Consider the following 18378-nt stretch of genomic DNA (forward strand, 5'->3'; position numbering starts at 1 on the left):
CGCGCACAAGTCCCGAAACCAAGGATCCCGATGACCCGCCTCGACGAGGCTCGCGCCGCGCTGAAGAAGACCTTCGGGTACGAGGATTTCCGGCCCGGGCAGGACGAGGTGATCGGCGCGGTGCTGGACGGCGACGACGTGTTCGCCGTGATGCCCACGGGCTCGGGCAAGTCGATGACCTACCAGCTTCCGGCGCTGATCGATGCTGGGTTGACCGTCGTCGTCTCGCCCCTGATCGCCCTGATGCACGACCAGGTGCAGCAGATGCGCAGCGTCGGCGTCGAGGCCGCCACCCTCAATTCGTCCGTATCGGAGGTCGAGTCGCGCGAGACCTGGCGCAGCCTCCGCTCCGGGGAGCTGCGCCTGCTGTTCGTCTCCCCCGAGCGGCTGCTGATGGAGGGCTGCATCGAGGCCCTGCGCGGGGTCGGGGTCCGTCGGCTCGCGGTGGACGAGGCCCATTGCGTCTCGCAATGGGGGCACGATTTCCGCCCGGAATATCGGGAGATCGCCCGGGCCCGGCAGGCGCTGGGCAACATCCAGACCCTGGCGCTGACCGCCACCGCCGATGCCGCCACCCGGGCCGAGATCGCCGAGCGGCTGTTCCCGCAGGGGCGCGGCCCGAAAATCTTCGTCCACTCCTTCGACCGGCCGAACATCCGGCTGACGTTCCAGCCCAAGGACAACCCGGCCCGCCAGATCGAGCGCTTCCTCAAGCACCGCAGGACGGAGAGCGGGATCATCTACTGCTCCTCGCGCAAGCGTGTCGAGCAGCTCGCCGAGACCCTCAAGAAGGACGGGTTCGACGCCCTGCCCTACCATGCCGGGCTCGACCAGGGCACGCGGATGCGCAACCAGGACCGGTTCCTCCAGGAGGACGGGGTGGTGATGACCGCCACGATCGCCTTCGGCATGGGCATCAACAAGCCCGATGTGCGCTTCGTCTGCCACGCCGACATGCCCAACAACGTCGAGGGCTACTACCAGGAGATCGGCCGCGCCGGCCGCGACGGGCTGCCGGCCGACACGCTGACCCTCTACGGCCTCGACGACATGGCGTTGCGCCGCCGCCAGATCGACGAGAAGGAGATCTCCGACGAGCGCCGCCGGGTCGAGCGGCGCAAGCTCGAGGCGATGATCGGGCTGTGCGAGGGCGCCTCCTGCCGGCGCCAGTCGCTGCTCGGCTATTTCGGCGAGGCCAGCGAGCCCTGCGGCCGCTGCGACCTTTGCCGCGGCGGCGTCACCCTGGTGGACGGGACCGTGGCGGCACAGAAGATCCTGTCGGCGATCGTGCGCACCGGCCAGCGCTTCGGTGCGGCCTATATCTGCGACGTGGTCCACGGCAAGGAAAGCGAGCAGGTCCGCCGCAACGGCCATACCGGCCTCAAGACCTTCGGAGTCGGGTCGGACAAGCCGGTGGCCGCCTGGCGGGCGATCCTGCGCCAGCTCTTCGCGGCCGGGGCGATCGCCGAGAATGCCGATGGCTACGGCGGCCTGTCCATGACCGAGAAGGGCGAGGCGATCCTGTTCGGCCGGGAGCCGGTCAAGCTGCGCCCCGATCCGGAGCCGAAATCCGAATCCCGCGACCGCCGCCGCGCCGCGCCGCGCGAGGAGGGCGAGATCGCGCTCTCCGAGGCCGACGAGGCGCTGTTCCAGCACCTGCGCGGCCTGCGCGCCACCCTGGCGCGGGCCGAGGGCATCGCCGCCTTCATGGTGTTCCCGGATCGGACCCTGATCGAGATGGCCCGGCAGAAGCCCGTCGACCTGTGGGCGCTGCGGGCGGTCCACGGCGTCGGCGAGCGCAAGCGCGAGGCCTACGGCGAGCGGTTCGTGGCGGCGATCGGCGAGTTCCTGGCCCAGCCGCCGGCGGCGTGAGCCTGCCGCCTCGGCGACCGGTCCGGCGCGGGCCCAACGCAGTTTCACTCTCGGCGCGCCCGGCCGCTTCATGTAGGCAAGCCGCCAACTCGAATCGATCGGACCCATCATTTCGACGCTTACGCCCGCCGCCGACGCACCGGCCCAGCACCCCTCCGGGAAGCCGGACGGCGCCGCATCGCGGACGCTGACCTCCCGCATCGTGTTCTACATGCCGGGCTTCGACCCGCGCGATCCGGAGACCTATTGGGGCCTGTTCCGTCGCGAGGCGCGGTTCACCGCCGCGCGCCGGGGGGCCGCGATCACGGTCGGCGATCCGGTCCGCTCGGCGGACGGGCTCGAACTTGCCTGGACGGCGGAATCGCGCGGCGTTTCCACCCGCTACGTCCTGCTGCGCTGGGAGGACATCGTCCGCGCCCGGTTCCCGCAATCCGACTGGACGCGGCTCCGGGGCGTGCCGGCGCTGCTCTGGCGCCTGTGGCGGTCGGGCTACATGGCGAACCTGCGCCGGGAGAGCTGGCGCTTCTCGACGGTGATCTTCTGCGTCCACTACATCTACATCGCGCTGGCGCTCCTCAGCCTCGCCGCGGCCGCCGGGCTCGCCGGCCTGGCCCCGGCGCCGGTCCAGCCCTGGAGCCTGCTGGCGGTGCCGCCGCTCGCCTACGCGATCCTGGCCGGGCTGATCCGGGCGACCCGCGGCAAGCCGCTCTACGTGCCCCACCTCGTCGACGACACGGCCTTTACGCATTCCTACGCGGCGGGCGAGGCACCCGAGATGGGACCCCGGCTCGACGCCTTCGCGGCCCGCATCCACGCCGCCGAGGGCGAGGCCGACGAGGTGGTGGTGGTCGGCCATTCCTCGTCGAGCTTCCTCGGCATCGAGGCACTGGACCGGGTGCTCGCCCGCGATCCCGGATTCGGCGGGCGCGGCACGCCGGTCTCGTTCGTGAGCATCGGCAGTGTCATCCCCTGGCTCGGCCTCGATCCGGCCGCCCAGGGCTTCCGCGACAGCCTCCTGCGGTTCGGGCGGGCCGCGCAGATCCGCTGGCTCGACGTGCGCGCCACCTGGGACTGGCTGTCGATCCACAAGAACAACCCGATCGCCGCCTGCGGCCTGACCCCGCCCGATTCCGGACGGCCCGCCGTCCTCTGGGTGGCGATCCACGAGCTGATCACCAGCGCCGATGTCGGCCGGCGGCAGTGGAACCTGTTCCAGATGCACTTCCAGCTGCTCATGGCGAGCCAGCGCGACAGCGGCTTCGACTATCTCGACGTGGTCACCGGGCCGGAGCCGGTGCACGCGCTCGTGTCCCGCTGCCAGGAGGATGGACCGCCCCCGGAGCGCGTCGGCGAAGCCGGGATCTGACCCCCGCCCCGCGCCCACGGATGTTGCCAGCGCGGGCGCTTCCGCTTTAGAGCCGGGTCAGCTTGAGATCTCAGCCCGGTTCGGGTTCGCCGCGGTACGCGTCCTCCGGGACGGGCCGCTCTCTGCCGAGACCTTCGCATGTTCCGCAACGACGTTCCGATCACCCCCGAGCTCGTGGCCCAGCACGGCCTCACGCCGGAGGAGTACGAGCGCTTCCGCGGCCTGATCGGGCGCGACCCGACGCTGACCGAACTCGGCATCGTCTCGGCGATGTGGAACGAGCACTGCTCGTACAAATCGTCGCGCAAGCACCTGCGGGGCCTGCCGACCTCGGGTCCGCACGTAATCCAGGGTCCGGGCGAGAATGCCGGCGTCATCGACATCGGCGACGGGCTCGCCTGCGTCTTCAAGATGGAGAGCCACAACCACCCGAGCTACATCGAGCCCTACCAGGGCGCGGCGACCGGCGTCGGCGGCATCCTGCGGGACGTGTTCACCATGGGCGCGCGGCCGATCGCGGCGCTCAACGCCCTGCGGTTCGGCTCCCCCGATCATCCGCGCACCCGCGCCCTCGTCTCCGGCGTGGTGGCGGGCGTGGGCGGGTACGGCAATTCCTTCGGGGTGCCGACGGTGGGCGGGCTCACCGGCTTCCACCGGCGCTACGACGGCAACATCCTGGTCAACGCCATGGCGGTGGGGCTCGCCCGCACCGACGCGATCTTCTACGCCGCCGCCACCGGGGTCGGGAACCCGATCGTCTATCTCGGCTCCAAGACCGGCCGCGACGGCATCCACGGCGCCACCATGGCGTCCGCGGAGTTCGACGAGGCCACGGAATCGAAGCGTCCGACCGTGCAGGTCGGCGACCCCTTCGCCGAGAAGCTGCTGCTCGAGGCCTGCCTCGAGCTGATGGCCTCGGGCGCGGTCATCGCCATCCAGGACATGGGCGCGGCGGGGCTGACCTGCTCGGCGGTCGAGATGGGCGCCAAGGGCGATCTCGGCGTCGAGCTCGACATCGAGAAGGTGCCGGCCCGCGAGGCCGGCATGACCCCCTACGAGATGATGCTCTCCGAGAGCCAGGAGCGCATGCTCATGGTGCTCAAGCCCGGCATGGAGGCCGAGGCGGAAGGCATCTTCGTGAAGTGGGGCCTCGACTTCGCGGTGATCGGCCGGACCACCGACACGCTGCGCTTCGTGGTCAAGTGGCACGGCGAGACCGTGGCCGACCTGCCGATCAAGGAACTGGGCGACGAGGCGCCGCTCTACGACCGGCCGCACTTGGTCAACACCCATCAGCCGGTGATCGCCGCATCCGCGGTGCCGGCGCCGGCCTCGCTCACCGAGGCGCTCAAGCGCCTGGTCGGCTCGCCCGACCTCGCCTCGAAGCGCTGGGTCTACGAGCAATACGACCACTTCATCCTCGGAAACACCGTGCAGAAGCCCGGCGGCGACGCCGCGATCGTGCGGGTCGAGGACGGCCCGAAGGGCCTCGCGCTGACCTGCGACGTCACCCCGCGCTACTGCGAGGCCGACCCGGTCGAGGGCGGCCGGCAGGCCGTGGCCGAGGCGTGGCGCAACATCACCGCGGTGGGGGCCAAGCCGCTCGCCATCACCGACAACCTGAACTTCGGCAATCCCGAGAAGCCCGAGGTGATGGGCCAGCTGGTCGGCTGCCTCCAGGGCATCGGCGAGGCCTGCCGGGCCCTCGACTTCCCGGTCGTGTCCGGCAACGTCTCCCTCTACAACGAGACCAACGGCGTCGGCATCCTGCCGACCCCGACCATCGGCGGCGTCGGCGTGCTCGACGACGTGGAGCGGCACGCCACCATCGCGCTCAAGCGCGAGGGCGACGTGCTGGTCCTGGTCGGCGCCGGCGAGGGCTGGCTCGGCCAGTCGTCCTATCTCGCGGTGATCGAGGGCCGGGAAGAAGGCGCGCCGCCCCCGGTCGACCTCTCGCTCGAGCGCCGCAACGGCGACTTCGTGCGCGGGCTAATCGTGTCCGGCACGGTCGACACCGTCCACGACCTGTCCGACGGCGGACTCGCGGTGGCGCTCGCCGAGATGGCGATGGCCGGCGGCATCGGCGCAGCGCTGCCGGAGGTGCCGGTGGACCTGGCCCCCCACGCCTACCTGTTCGGCGAGGACCAGGCCCGCTACCTGCTGGCGGTCGATCCGGAGGTGGCCACCGACCTCCTCTACAGCGCCTCGGCCCAGGGCATCGACGCGGCCGTCGTCGGGGTGACCGGCTCCGACCGTTTGACCCTGCCGGGTGGCGAGACCATATCGCTGTCCGAGCTGATCGCGGCCCATGAAGGCTGGCTGCCCACCTACATGGCGAGCCAGCCGGCCGCGCCTGCCGCCTGACCCCTCAACGCCCTGGGAGTTTTTCGATGCCGATGGATGCGGGCGAGATCGAGCGCATGATCCGCGAGGCCCTGCCCGACGCGCAGGTCGAGATCCGCGACCTCGCGGGCGATGGCGACCATTACGCGGCCACCGTCCTGTCTGCGGCCTTCAAGGGCAAGACCCGGGTGGCCCAGCACCAGATGGTCTACGGCGCCCTCCAGGGCCGGATGGGCGGCGTGCTGCACGCCCTTGCGCTGACCACGGGCGTCCCGCAGGATTGACGCCTCACGCGGGATTCGCGGCCATGGACAACGGACCGAGCCTCTACGACGACGACATCGTGACCTGGGCTGAGGAGCAGGTCACGGCCTTGCGCGCCCTCGCCATGCGCGGCGACCTGTCGAATGTCGTCGATTGGGCGAACGTGATCGAGGAGATCGAGAGCGTGGGGCGGGCCGATCTTGAGCGGGTCGAGAGTGCTATCCTCCAGCTGTTGATCCACGTCCTCAAATATGCGTCGGCGCCTGGTGCCCAATCTACGAAATCCTGGCGCAAGGAGGTCCTTGTTTTTCAGGCATCCGCGCGTCGGAATTATCGGCGGTCGATGCGGCAGCGCATCGACTGGGACGCGCTTTGGTCGTCAGCCAGAAAGATTGCTGATTCCTCGCTCGGGATGTTCGGCGACGCACTGCTCGGCGGGTTGCCGGACCGCATGCCGTTCACGCCCGAGGCGATAACGGCGCCCGGCTTCGACATGGACGAAGCGCTGGAGCGTCTCGCCACGGTGTTGAATTCCGACCCTGGTCACCCCTAAATCACGCTATCGCACGAGGACTGACCTAATGACCGACGCCAACGCAACCATCCAGAACGAGATCGCCTCCCAGGACGTGGTGGTGTTCATGAAGGGTACCCCGCAGATGCCGCAATGCGGCTTCTCGGGCCAGGTGGTGCAGATCCTCAATTACCTCGAAGTGCCGTTCAAGGGCGTGAACGTGCTGGCCGACCAGGGCATCCGCGAGGGCATCAAGGCCTTCTCGAACTGGCCGACCATCCCGCAGATCTACGTGAAGGGCGAGTTCGTCGGCGGCTGCGACATCACCCGCGAGATGTTCCAGTCGGGCGAGCTGCAGACCTTCCTGGCCGAGAAGGGCATCCCGGTGAAGTCCGCCGCCGCCTGATTCTGTCGGGACTTTGCACATTGAATGAGGGCGCCTGCGGGCGCCCTTTTTCAGGCCCGTCATTGCGAGTCCGGCGAAGCAACCCGGGACGGCGCGAGGTCGGTGGACGTGGCGCCGCTGGATTGCTTCGCTGCGCCCGCAAAGACCGTGGCCGGATCAGCGCGGCCCCCGCGTGACGAACAGGGCAACGCAGCCGACGACCGTGATCTCCACGAACCGGAAGCGCTGATCGAGGGCTGCGCAGGGCTGGCAGGGTGTCGTCGACGTTCGAGAACACGCCCTTGCGGTTGTAGATCCGCATGAGGGTCCGCGCCGCAGCCGTGACCGGGACGCCGCCCGAGAGGATCGTGGCGCCGAACACCACACCGTCGTCGCGCAGGCACGGGCGCACCGTGTCGAAGGCTTTCGCTTTCTTGGCGATGTCCCCCGGCAGGCAATGCAGCAGGTAGGTTAGGCCGATCGAGTCGAACGGCGCGAGGCCGCCGGCCGGGGCGCCGAGCACGTCGACGCGATAGATCTCGGGCCGATAACGCGCGATCCGGTGGGCCGCGAAGGCGAGGCTGTCGGCTTTGAGATCCATCAACCCGACCCGAGGCGTCGGAGACGGTAAACGGCAACGGTCGAGGTACTAGCCGGTCCCGACGCCGACATCGAGATGGGCGGTGCCCACGTGCCGGTGGTAGAGGGCGAGGATCCGCGCGGTCGGGCAGCGCCAGACCAGCGGGTTCGACAGGCGCAGCACGACGAGGTCGTACAGCCGTAACGTCCGGTTGTTGTAGATCGCCTGCCCGGCTCGGGTATCGCTCGCCATGGCTCTCCGTCAGGCCCCCTGTGGGCGGCGCGCATTCGCATTCGCCGGCGCAATCGCCTATATCAAACCCTTTCCAATCGAATGGATCGTTTGAACGCTATGGCGACGCCGTCGCTCGACAGCGCCCGCGCGGCCGATGCCGCGATCGAGAAGGCGCCCGATTTCCAACCCATGCCGCTCCCCGGCCGGCGCCCCTCGCTGGTCGGGCTGACCCGCGACGCGCTCAAGGCGCAGCTCGTGGCGATGGGTGTGCCCGAGCGCGAGAGCCGGATGCGGGCCGGCCAGCTCTGGCACTGGGTCAACTTCCGGGGCGCCCACGACTTTGCTGAGATGACCAATGTCGGCAAGGCCCTGAAAGCCGAGTTGGCGCAGCATTTCACCCTGGAGCGTCCCGAGGTCGCCAGCCGCCAGGTCTCCCGCGACGGCACCCGCAAGTGGCTGCTGCGCATGGCTCCGACCAACCCGCAGGAGCACAACCGCGGCGCCGAGATCGAGTGCGTCTACATTCCGGGTCCGGACCGGGGCACGCTCTGCGTCTCCTCGCAGGTCGGCTGCACCCTCACCTGCTCGTTCTGCCACACCGGCACGCAGCGCCTCGTGCGCAACCTCTCGGCCGCCGAGATCGTGCAGCAGCTGGTGACCGCCCGGGACGAGCTCGGCGACTGGCCCGGCCAGATGCCGAGCCGCGACGCCTCCGGGGGCGGCGACGCGGGACGCCTGGTGACCAACATCGTGTTCATGGGTATGGGCGAGCCCCTGTACAACCTCGACGCGGTGATCGACGCCGTGGGGGTGATGTCCGACCAGGAGGGGCTCGCCCTGTCGCGGCGGCGCATCACGGTCTCCACCTCCGGGGTCGTGCCGCAGATCCCTCGGCTGGGCGAGGCGGCCAATTCCATGCTGGCGATCTCGCTCCACGCGGTGCGCGACGATCTCCGCAACGAGCTGGTGCCGCTCAACCGCAAATACCCGATCGCCCAGCTGCTCGAAGCCTGCCGGACCTATCCGGGCGTGAGCAACGCGCGCCGTATCACCTTCGAGTACGTGATGCTGAAGGGCGTGAACGATTCGGACGCGGATGCGCGCGAGCTGGTCCGCCTGCTCAAGGGCATCCCGGCCAAGATCAACCTGATCCCGTTCAATCCCTGGCCCGGCAGCCGCTACGAGTGCTCGGACTGGGACCGGATCGAGCGCTTCTCCGAGATCGTGTTCAACGCCGGCTACGCCTCGCCGGTGCGCACCCCCCGGGGCCGGGACATCCTGGCCGCCTGCGGCCAGCTCAAGAGCGAGACCGAGAAGCTGCGCGCCCGGGCCCGGCTGATGCAGGAAGAGGGCATCGGCGTGGAGAGTTTTTACGCCGGCACCGACGACTGACCCGGTCAGGGTTGCGAAAGGTCCGAGACCTTTCCTGGGTGCAGGGCGAAGCCTTGCTACTGCCGGGCTTCGCCCGCTGTCGGGCTTCCCCGTGACGTTCCGCCAAAGGGCATGGCCCTTTGGGATCCTCTTTTGGACCCTGGCGATTACGCGGCGATCCGGTGCCCGTCGGCCCGGCGCAAGGGGGGCTCCTCGGCGCCGACCCATTCGGTCCGGTGCCGCGGCAGGGCCTCGGGGTGCTCCGCCTGGAGCCAGGTGATCATCGCCTCCCGGATTACGCACCGCAGGTCCCAGGCCTGGGGCGCATTGCGGGCGCTCACCAGTATCCGGATCTCGATAGAGGTTTCCCGGGCGTCCGAGACCTGGAGGTTGACCACCTTGCCGTCCCACAGGGGTGTGGCGGCGGCGATCTCCGACAGCTTCTCGCGCATCCGGGCCACCGGGGCGCGATGGTCGACATACAGGAACACGCTGCCGATCAGCGAGGCGCCGTCCCGGGTCCAGTTCTGGAACGGCTTCTGGATGAAGTAGGTCAGCGGCAGCACCAGGCGCCGCCAGTCCCACAGGCGCACCACCACGTAGGTCGCGGTGATCTCCTCGACCCAGCCCCACTCGTTCTCGACGATGATCGCGTCCTCGATCCGGATCGGCTGGGTGATGGCGATCTGGATGCCGGCAACGAGGTTCGACAGGACCGGCTGCATGGCCAGCCCCAGGATCAGGCCGGCGGCCCCCGCCGAGGCCAGCAGGCTCACCCCGTACTGGCGCACCGGCTCGAAGGTCATGAGCGCCACCGAGACGGTGATCAGGCCGACCAGGGTGACGGCGGCGCGCTCCAGGATGCGCATCTGGGTGAAGTGCTTGCGCGCCAGCAGGTTGTCCTCGGCGTCGAGCTTGAACCGGCGCAGGTAGATCACCGTGGCGATGTGGAGCGCGGTGGCGCAGCACCAGCCGGTGAGCGTCACGAAGGCGACGAGCAGGAGCTGGTTGAGGGCGATCCGCACCTCCCAGGACAGGCGCACCGTGGTCGAGGCGAGGCTGATCGCCACGACGATCAGGCCCAGGCGGCTCGGTCCGCGGATGCGTGAGACCAGGGAGCGCCAGAACAGGCTCTTGCTCGCCACCGCCCGCTTCATCGCCCGGTACGCGACCCCGTGCAGCGGAATCACCACGGCACAGCAGGTGACGATCAGGATCAGGCTCTCGGCCCACCACGGCAGATAGGCCAGCACGGAGGCGGCGCGGCCGGTCAGGGCATCAAGGTCCGGCATCGGGCATGACCTCCACGGGTTCCGAACGGGACCTGGAGGAATGGGCGGCACCGGTCGGGGTTCCGCAATGCACCATGCCGGCGCTGCAACGCAGCGGCATGGTCAGAACGCGGCGGGGCGGTTGCGTTTCGGCGCCCGGCCGGGCAGCCGCGCGCGCTTGTCGGCGACTCGCCCCGATAGGCGGACCGATCCCGGGACCATACACCTAGCGCGCCGCGCCGATCTCCACGCTGCCGGTGGCCGTCCGGCCGAACCGCGCCGGCCGGTACATGTCCTCCACCGAAGCGCCCGAGTGCACGTAGGTCCCGGGCGAGACCGCCCGGACCGTGTAGGCCACGGTGAAGAACGCCGAGTGGCTCGGATCGCGGTCGTAGGCGGCCACGAAGCGGTCGTCGCGGAACTCGGTGTGGACCGGCTGCACCTCCGATTTGGCGAAGGCGAGGCCCTGGAGGGCGTCGGCGTCGAGCAGCTTCAGGTTGTCGATCTCCAGCCCCGCCGGCAGCGGATCGACCAGCAGGATCCGCCCGGCCTGAGCCTTGTCCTCGGTCACCTTGAGCACCACCACGAGCCGGTCGTTCTGGCGCAGGCCGTGGGCCGGATCGACCACGCTGCCGTCGAGCCGGTGGATGCTGCGCTCGATCCTGTAGCCCTGGGCGGCGGCGGGCTCGGGCACCAGCGGACTGCCGTTCACGCCCAGCACCACCTGCACCGGCGCCCGGCCGGTGTTGACCAGCGCGACGCTGCGCCCATCCAGGGAAGGCCCCCGGTAGATCCGGGCGAGCGGCCCGGCCTGCACCGCGCCGTCGAGGCTGAACGACAGAGCGTCGGCCTCCTTGGACAGGCCCTCGGCCGCGAGCACCAGCCAGGCATTCTCCTGTGTGCTGGTGGTCCGCGTGTCCTGTGATTCCTCGCCGATCACCGCGGCCACCGGGGCCAGCGCGACCTGGGTCAGCCCACTCTCGGCCGCCAGCGCGATCAGACCGGCTCCATCGCGCAGGCGGGAGCCGTAATCGGCCCGGTACACGCCCGTATCCCGCTGTGATCGCAGCGTGGCCAGCGCCGCGTCCATCGCCTTGGCGGCGCGACCCCGGTCGCCCAGGAGCGCCAGGGAGGCGGCGAGCTGCGCCCGGCCGAGCCCGGTCGCGAAGGCGTCGAGCTTGGTGTCGACGAGGTAGCGCAGGTCGCCCATCACCGGCCGGCCGTTGCGGGCCAGCACGTAGGCGGCGTAGGCGAGGTCGGCGCCCCCGTCGCGCACCTCCGTGGCGTTGGCAACGGTGTTGCGCAGGCGGTCCAACGCCTGGGTGAAGGCCGGCTGCGGTACCGCGAAGCCGCGCTCCCGGGCGCGGGTGAGGAAGTCGGTGACGTAGGCATCGAGCCAGACGTCGCCCGATCCCTGCGCCGACCACAGGCCGAAATCGCCGCTCGCATCCTGGCGGGCGAGCAGCCGCTCGATCGATTCGCGCACGCGATCGTCGACGTTCGCGTCGAGGGCCAGCTTGTCGGGCCCGGCCAGCCGGTTGACGTAGAGCAGCGGCATCGCCCGGCTGACGATCTGCTCGGAACAGCCGTAAGGATAGCGGTCGAGGGCCTGGAGCAGCGCCGGAACGTCGAGGCCCGGCAGCGCCGAGGCCGAGAGCGAGACGCTGCCGGTTCCGGGTAGCAGGTCGGCCAGCAGGTCGGCGCTCACCGTCAGGCCGGCCCCGGGCGCCAGGCTGCGCACCGACCGGCGCAGCAGCGCCCCGGTCCCCGGCAGCACGCCGAGCGCGAAGCTCTGGCCGAGAGGGCCGTCGAGGCCGGGCCCCGACAGGGCGAGGTCGAGCCGTGCCGTGCCCGGCCCCGCGGCGGTGATCGGGACCGCGACCTGGCCCCTGCCCCCGGCCTCCAGCCGGATCGTCTGGCGCAGGGCCCCGGCGCCGATCAGGATCGGGCCGGACGGGGCGATGTCGACCGTGTAGTCGCCCGCCGCGCCTTCGACGTTGTCGAGCGCCATGAACAGGCGCGAGCGGTCGCCGGTGTCGAGGAAGCGCGGCAGCGTGGCGGCGAGCACCACGGGGTCGCGGATGATCACGTCCGCCTGCGCCTGTCCGACCCGGTCGCCGCTCCAGGCGGTGACCATCACGCGGCCGGTGCCGTTGAACGCCGGCAGCGGAAAGGTGACGCTGGCCGCCCCGTCCGGCCCCACGGTCACGACGCCCGAGAACAGGGCGAGCGGCGCCTGGGTCGGCGGCGCGTCGGCGAGCTCGCCGCCCCCCGCGTCGCCCCCGGATCGGATCGCCCCGGCCGAGCCCTGCATGCCGTCGATCAGGTAGCCGTAGAGGTCGCGGAACTCCGGACCCAGGGCCTTCTGGCCGAGGAAGTACCGGGTCGGGTTCGGCGCCTCGTAGCGGGTCAGGTTGAGGATGCCGACATCGACCAGAGCCACGGTGATCCGTGCCGGCTCGCCGGACTTCAGCCCGCTGAGCTGCACCGGGATCGTCAGGTCCCGGCGCGGACGGGTGCGCTCCGGGGCCTTCACGGCGACGCCGAGGCTGCGCCGCTCGCGGTCCACCGAGAACCAAGCGAGCCCGAGCGCCCGCCCCGGCAGCCGCTTGGCCGCCTGGTCGAGGGGCCGGTAGGCGGTGGCGACCAGGTAGGCGCCCGCGCCCCACTCGGCCTTGACCGGAAGGCTGACGGTGGTGCCGCCCGCCGGGACGCTGACCTCGACGGTCTCGTGCACCCGGTCGCCCACCACCATGAGGCTGGCCTGCCCCTTGAACGTCGGGCTGATCTTGGCCCGCAGCGTGTCGCCCGCCGCATAGGCGGCCTTGTCGAGGGTGAGGTCGAGCAGGTCCGGCGCCTCGGCGGTCTCCGAGCCGCCCCAGCCGACCGTGAAGCCGAGGCTCGCGGTGGCGTCCGGGGCGCCCGCGGCCGAGACCTCGAGCCGGTAGCGCCCGAGGCCGACCGGCGCCTCGATCAGGCCCGACCCGCCGGCCCCGAGGTCGAGGCCGCCTTCGGCGACGCGGCGGCTTGTCTTGACCGGCTCGAACGACCAGCGGCCGCCGGCGCGGTACCATTGGTAGCTCTGGTCGATCTGCGAGAGCGTCCAGGTCACGCCCGGCCGGGCCAGCAGCGTACCGTCCGGGGCCGCGAAGACCACCGTGAAGGTCGCACGTCCGCCGTCCTTCAGGTCCGAGAAACCCTTCCGGATCGCCAGCACCGGGGCGGCCGGAAGGATCGGCAGGGTGAGGCTGCGCGACAGCGCCCGCCCGCCGGGCTCGCCGACCGCGAGGGTGATCTTCGCCTCCAGGGGCCGCGGCGCCGCGAGGTCCGGGATCGGCACCAGGATCGTGGCCAGGCCCTGCGCGTCCGTGGTCGCCCCGCCGGAGATCTCCTGGGTGACCGGCTCCACCGCCTCGTCGTCTAGGCCGACGGCGTAGCCCTCCAGGCCCTTGATGCCGGAGCCGGAGGCGGCCTGCTGCACGACGACGCTGCCCGAGACGTCGAGCCCGGCGCCCGGGGCGCCGTAGAGGTAGCGTGCCGCGACGGCGACCTGCGCGGCCTCGCCCCGGCGCAGGCCGGCCTGCGCCGGCTTGAGGGTCACCTCCAGACGCTCGGGGACGTAATCCTCCAGGAGGAAGCTGGTCTCGCCCAGGGCCGGCGCCTTCGGGTCGCTGTAGGCGGCGATCCGCCAGGTGCCCCGCATGGCGCCCGACAGCAGCGGCAGCGGCAGCGCCCGGCCGCCGAGCCCCTGGTCCGGCACCGAAACCCGGCGATACTCGACCCCGTCCGGGCGCTTCACCACCACGGTCAGCGGCAGGTTCGGCACCGCCGCGCCCCGTGGGTCGCGCAGCAGGGCGGTGATCTGCACGGTCTCGCCCGAGCGGTAGACCCCCCGCTCGGTGAACAGGTAGGCGTCGAGGCCGCCGCTCTCGGGCCGGCCCTTCACGCCCCGGTCGGTCAGGTCGAAGGCGCCGAGGTTGAGGTCGAGGAAGCCGTAATCGTCCCCGGCCTGGGCGACTACGAGGCTCGGCGCGGTGCCACCCTCCCCGCGGGCGAGGCCCGGACCGAACACGGCCCGGCCCTGGGCGTCGGTCCTGGCGGTGCCCAGTACCTCGTTGTTGCGGGCGACCAGCCGGATCTCGGCCCCCGGCAGGACCTGCGCGGAGGCGAGCGAGCGCAGGACCACGTTGACCCCGTCCCGCCCCTTGGTGGCGGTGAGGCCGAGATCCGAGACCACGAACCACTGGGTCGCCTGCGTCTCGTATCCGTCCTCGTCCCCGGCGACCGTACCGGAGGGCCGGGCCACCATCACGTAGATCCCGGGTTCCAGCTTGCCCACGGCCTGCAGGACCGGGAAGGCGGTCACCGCCTCCTGGTTCAGCTCGGCCTTGGCGGTGTCGAGCGTGCCCTTCCAGACGCGCTGGCCCTTCTCGGCCGCCAGCGTCGCGGCATTCGTGCCGCTGAGCTGGCCCAGGAAATCCTCGGAGCGCAGGGTTGGCAGCAGCCCGCGGTCGCCGATGCGCAGGACCTCGACGTCGAGCTTGGCGGCATTCACCGAGACCAGGGGCACCCCCGCCTGCCCGGTGCGGGGCAGGACGTAGTTGCGCCCGGTGAACCGGACCTGCGGGGCGCGGTCGCGGACGTAGATCTCGTAATCGGCGGACTTGAGCAGGCTCTCGCCCACCGCAGACGGCAGCCCCTGGCGCAGGACCACCGCGTAGCGGCCGCCGTGCTTCAGCCCGTCGAGGCAGACCTGCGCGTTCTCGGCGGTCACGGCGGCGCTGCTGCTGCCCGAGACCGCCACGTAGGGGGCGTAGTCGGTCTTGGGGACCACCGGCTCCGAGAGGGTGAAGCACAGGCGCGGCGCGGCGGCATCCGAATCGACCTTGTAGTCGAGGATGCGGAAGCCGTGCTCGGCCCGCAGGGCTTCGTAGGTCCGGTGCGTCGCGGGCAGGTCGTCGAGGGCCAGGCTGGCCGCGTAGGCGTTCAGGGCCGGCCGCCAGTTGGATTGCCCGGCCTCCAGGGCGCCGAGCTGCGCCAGGGAGGCCGCCGCGTCGGCGGGCGAGCCGGCGCGCTCGTAGGCCCGGTAGGCCGCTGCGGCGGCCCGGTCCCGCAGGCGGGCACGGCCCTGGTAATCGTTCTCCTCCAGGGCATCGGCCGCTGCCGCGGCGGCGCGGGAGAACGCCTGCCAACTCCGGATGTCGGCCGGGTCGGCCGCGACCGCGGCGGTGAGCGTGACAAGCGCCTCGTCCGGCTTGCCGGCGGCGAGCAGCGCCTGTCCCGCGGCCCGGGACTGAACGGCCGGCCTGAGCGGTCCGCCGGCCTCGGCCTTCAGCACCGCCTCGAGCCGCACGGCGGCGCTGGCGAGATCGGCCCGGACGAAGGTCCTTTCGAAGGCTGCAGCCTGACGGGGCGCGGTGCGCGAGGCCGGCGTCGTCTGGGCGAGGGCCGGCCCGCAGGCGAGACCTGCCAGAAGCGCCAGAGCACCCGCCAGCCGGATCCGCCACGCCATACGCCTGCCCTCGTCGGCCCCGGATCCAGGACGATTCGTCCCGGGATCGGCCGGCCGGGAGCCTAGCACCGATCGATCCCGCCGCAACGCTTCGGATGCGTGTTGAGAGCCGCTCCGCGGCCCCTTTCCGCGGAGCTATGGCCGCGACAGGATCGAGGCGCGATGGGCTTTTGCAGGCTGCAACGCACCCCCGCGCCCGTATGGGCGGGCGGATGCACAGAGTGCCCTCCGGACGGTCCTCGGCCGCAAGAGAGGTCTGCGCGAGGCAGGCCGGCGCTCTTCCGCCCCCCCTTAGCGGGCTACGGGTTGCACAGGTTGGACAATTCACCTCCTGAGGATCAATGCCCCATACCTGTTGACCCGCGCCGTCATTCCGGGGCGCGGCAGGCGAGCCCGGACCCGAAGGGGCCGCGGGGGCGGCAACCCAGAAACGCTGTCCGTGCAGGAGCTCGACACAGCGATGGTTCTGGATCCCGGGCTCCGCTGCGCGGTCCCGGGACGACCGCCCGTGGCGGCATCGATCCAGCCACCGCTTGAAGAACGAGACGGAGCTTTCCGCGCGCTGAAACGATGAACATTCCAGCTGCGATGTGCGAACGACCGAGCCTGCACGGGACAGGCAACCCGCGCGTGTCCCGGGTCACCGGTGGTCGATCGTCCCGCTCCTACCGCGAGCGCGGTGCGCGATCCCAAAAATTCAGAACGCCTTGAGCACCTGCTCGGTGTGCTCGACCGAGACCGGGCCGGCGAAGCAGTGCGAGACCAGGGCGCGGTAATCCTGCCAGGGCTGCGAGCCGGTGAAGTCCTTGGTGTGGGCCTCCAGCGTGTCCCAGTGGATCATCAGCCGGTAGCGCTGCGGATGCTCGATCGAGCGGCGGACCTCGAAGGCGCGGCAGCCCTTGGCGGCCTTGAAGATCGCCGAGGCCTCGGTGATGCCGGCCTCGAACGCCGCCTCCATGCCGGGCTTGATCTCGATCTGTGCAATTTCGAGGATCATGGCGTCGAATCCTTTTCCTTACGCGTGGAGGGGGCGGCCGAGCTTGGCCGCCAGGATACGCTGCGGGCTCAAGCCGGGATCGGCTTGGGCGGCGACCGGCAGGTAGGCGGTCTGCTCCAACATGTAGCGGCCGCCCATCGCCCCGTGCATCACGAGGTCGGAGAAGGTCACCCAGGTCTCGCCGGGCCGGAACGCGACGTCGGCCTGGGGGGCGCTGGCCTGATAGGTCTCGTCCTGCTTCAGGGCGTCGTGCAGGTGCAGCATCAGGTGGTCGTATTCGGAGCGCCGGGCCTTGGTGATCCGCAGGGCCGCGAGCAGCCGCGCCGTGAGCGGCGCGTAGCGCGGCAGCCGGGGCAGGAACGTCTCCGCCATCGACCCGAAATCCTCGCCGACCCGCCAGCGGCGGGGCTCGCCGGACGGGTTGATGTTGCGGAACACCCGCAGGATCCGCTTCTCGCCGATCGGGTTCGACGGGAAGGCGTCGACATGCAGCCGGGTGTCGTCGCGCCGCCAGCTGAGCTTGCGCCGGTCCACGTCGAACGGGCGGTAGGAGGTGCCGGCGAGCGCCACCCGGTCGGCGTAATCCGGCAGGTAGGTGCCGATCAGGTCCCGGGCGAAGGCGCGGTAGCGGATCAGGAGTTGGCGCAGGGCCTCTTGTTCCTCCGGGGTGCCGGCGGCGCCGCGCAGCTCCGCGGCCTCGCCCCGGATGTTGACGTTCTTGGCCTTTCCGTCCGCGAAGGGGCGCTCGGTAAACCGGTGCTCGTACGCGCTGAATGGGAACGGCAGGTCCGGGAACAGCAGCACCGCCCCGGCTTCCAGCTCCCGGGCCAGGGAGCCGGCATTCTCACCGGCGACGACTGTGCGGATCGGGCTGATCATCGTGTTCGGGCTGGATCTGCCGGGCCGAAGAGGGGCTAGACGGGGCGCAATCCTGTAGCCGAGCCGCCCGCGGGAGGCCAGGGCCCGCATTTCCGGTGGATGACATCGCTCGTCCACTGGCACCGGCCGGGGGCGCCGCCCCGGGTGCTTGCGCAACCGCCGCGTTCCCGGCACGTTCCCCCTCGCATACCGGCCCACGAGCCCGGCGGAGGATGGCGCCGATGGCGACCCTGAAGGAATTCGAGGAAGCCCTGCGCGAGCATGGCATGAACATGGCGCTGGCGTTGCTGGAGCGCCTGCGCGAGCGCGACCGCGCCACCCGCACGGTCAAGCCGGCCCGCCGTCTCACGGGCCAGAAGATGACGCCCGAACTCGCCCGGGCGATTCTCGACCTGCACGCCTCCACGGGCATGACCCAGCAGGAGATCGCGTTCAAGGTCGGGGTCAACCAGGGCCGGGTCAACGAGGTGATCAAGCGCGGCAAGTGGCTGTCGGACGACCCCCAGGCCCCCGAGGCGGTGGCCCGCGACAAGGCGCTGGCCCGCATGCGCGGCGACCCCAAGCCCAAGAAGCCGCCTCTGGCTACCGCGCGGCCGAAGGAGCGCAAGGCGGCCGCCACGAAGGTGCCCGCCAAGGCGCGCAATCAGGGCCAACTGGCTTTGGGCGATCTGTAGGAGCGACAGGAGGGGATCCCGAAGGGCTTGCAGCCCTTCGGCGGAGTTCGGGGCGCGCAGCCTCGAGATCCCTGTGCCGGGTCTCTGCCCTGGACCCGCAAGAGGTCACGGACCTT

The 18378-nt window shown here is 71.0% G+C and carries 12 protein-coding genes and 1 pseudogene; 8 read left to right on the top strand and 5 right to left on the bottom strand.

Annotation, left to right across the window (positions count from 1 at the left end; all coding sequences use genetic code 11):
- The first annotated feature begins 30 nt into the window (after nucleotides 1-30).
- The 6 genes from recQ (at nucleotide 31) to grxD (ending at nucleotide 6765) form a co-directional block, all read left to right on the top strand.
- Nucleotides 31-1872 carry a DNA helicase RecQ gene (gene recQ / locus FV242_RS06945; protein WP_147938422.1) on the top strand — a complete coding sequence of 614 codons (1842 nt, stop codon included), beginning with the start codon at nucleotides 31-33 and terminating at the stop codon, nucleotides 1870-1872.
- Between the two features lie 211 nt (nucleotides 1873-2083).
- Entirely contained in the window at nucleotides 2084-3238 is a 1155-nt protein-coding gene (locus FV242_RS06950) for a hydrolase (protein ID WP_147938483.1), read from the top strand.
- 138 nt (nucleotides 3239-3376) lie between these two features.
- Nucleotides 3377-5602 (top strand): phosphoribosylformylglycinamidine synthase subunit PurL, encoded by a 2226-nt coding sequence (gene purL / locus FV242_RS06955; protein WP_147938423.1) that lies wholly within the window; start codon nucleotides 3377-3379, stop codon nucleotides 5600-5602.
- A gap of 26 nt (nucleotides 5603-5628) precedes the next feature.
- Nucleotides 5629-5865, top strand: coding sequence for a BolA family protein (locus FV242_RS06960; RefSeq protein WP_007568343.1), 237 nt, complete (start codon nucleotides 5629-5631; stop codon nucleotides 5863-5865).
- 23 nt (nucleotides 5866-5888) lie between these two features.
- Complete coding sequence (locus FV242_RS06965; RefSeq protein WP_147938424.1) at nucleotides 5889-6398, top strand: DUF29 domain-containing protein; 510 nt, start codon at nucleotides 5889-5891, stop codon at nucleotides 6396-6398.
- A gap of 28 nt (nucleotides 6399-6426) precedes the next feature.
- Nucleotides 6427-6765: a Grx4 family monothiol glutaredoxin gene (grxD, locus tag FV242_RS06970; protein WP_147855269.1), complete on the top strand. Its 339-nt coding sequence runs from the start codon at nucleotides 6427-6429 to the stop codon at nucleotides 6763-6765.
- A gap of 156 nt (nucleotides 6766-6921) precedes the next feature.
- Here grxD and FV242_RS06975 read toward each other — a convergent pair.
- A pseudogene (locus FV242_RS06975) lies at nucleotides 6922-7576 on the bottom strand (class I SAM-dependent methyltransferase).
- A gap of 99 nt (nucleotides 7577-7675) precedes the next feature.
- On the opposite strand from FV242_RS06975, the gene rlmN reads away from it, so the two are divergent.
- A complete protein-coding gene (gene rlmN, locus FV242_RS06980; RefSeq protein ID WP_147938425.1) occupies nucleotides 7676-8950 on the top strand; it encodes a 23S rRNA (adenine(2503)-C(2))-methyltransferase RlmN in 1275 nt (424 codons plus the stop codon).
- Between the two features lie 146 nt (nucleotides 8951-9096).
- Here rlmN and FV242_RS06985 read toward each other — a convergent pair whose 3' ends face one another.
- From FV242_RS06985 to FV242_RS07000, 4 genes are all read right to left on the bottom strand, one after another.
- Complete coding sequence (locus tag FV242_RS06985; RefSeq protein WP_147938426.1) at nucleotides 9097-10221, bottom strand: mechanosensitive ion channel family protein; 1125 nt, start codon at nucleotides 10219-10221, stop codon at nucleotides 9097-9099.
- Between the two features lie 205 nt (nucleotides 10222-10426).
- Nucleotides 10427-15712 (bottom strand): alpha-2-macroglobulin, encoded by a 5286-nt coding sequence (locus tag FV242_RS06990; RefSeq protein ID WP_147938427.1) that lies wholly within the window; start codon nucleotides 15710-15712, stop codon nucleotides 10427-10429.
- 697 nt (nucleotides 15713-16409) lie between these two features.
- Nucleotides 16410-16709, bottom strand: a complete 300-nt coding sequence (locus FV242_RS06995; RefSeq protein ID WP_007568328.1) for an antibiotic biosynthesis monooxygenase — start codon at nucleotides 16707-16709, stop codon at nucleotides 16410-16412.
- A gap of 18 nt (nucleotides 16710-16727) precedes the next feature.
- The gene (locus FV242_RS07000) at nucleotides 16728-17588 is read right to left on the bottom strand and encodes a Kdo hydroxylase family protein (RefSeq protein WP_147938428.1); all 861 of its coding nucleotides are present in this window, start codon (nucleotides 17586-17588) and stop codon (nucleotides 16728-16730) included.
- A 221-nt stretch (nucleotides 17589-17809) separates the two neighbouring features.
- Between FV242_RS07000 and FV242_RS07005 the strand changes: the two genes are divergently transcribed.
- On the top strand, nucleotides 17810-18262 hold the full coding sequence (locus tag FV242_RS07005) for an RNA polymerase subunit sigma-70 (RefSeq protein WP_147908613.1): 453 nt from the start codon (nucleotides 17810-17812) through the stop codon (nucleotides 18260-18262).
- The last annotated feature ends 116 nt before the right edge of the window (nucleotides 18263-18378 follow it).

This window comes from Methylobacterium sp. WL64 (assembly GCF_008039945.1).
GTDB lineage: Bacteria > Pseudomonadota > Alphaproteobacteria > Rhizobiales > Beijerinckiaceae > Methylobacterium.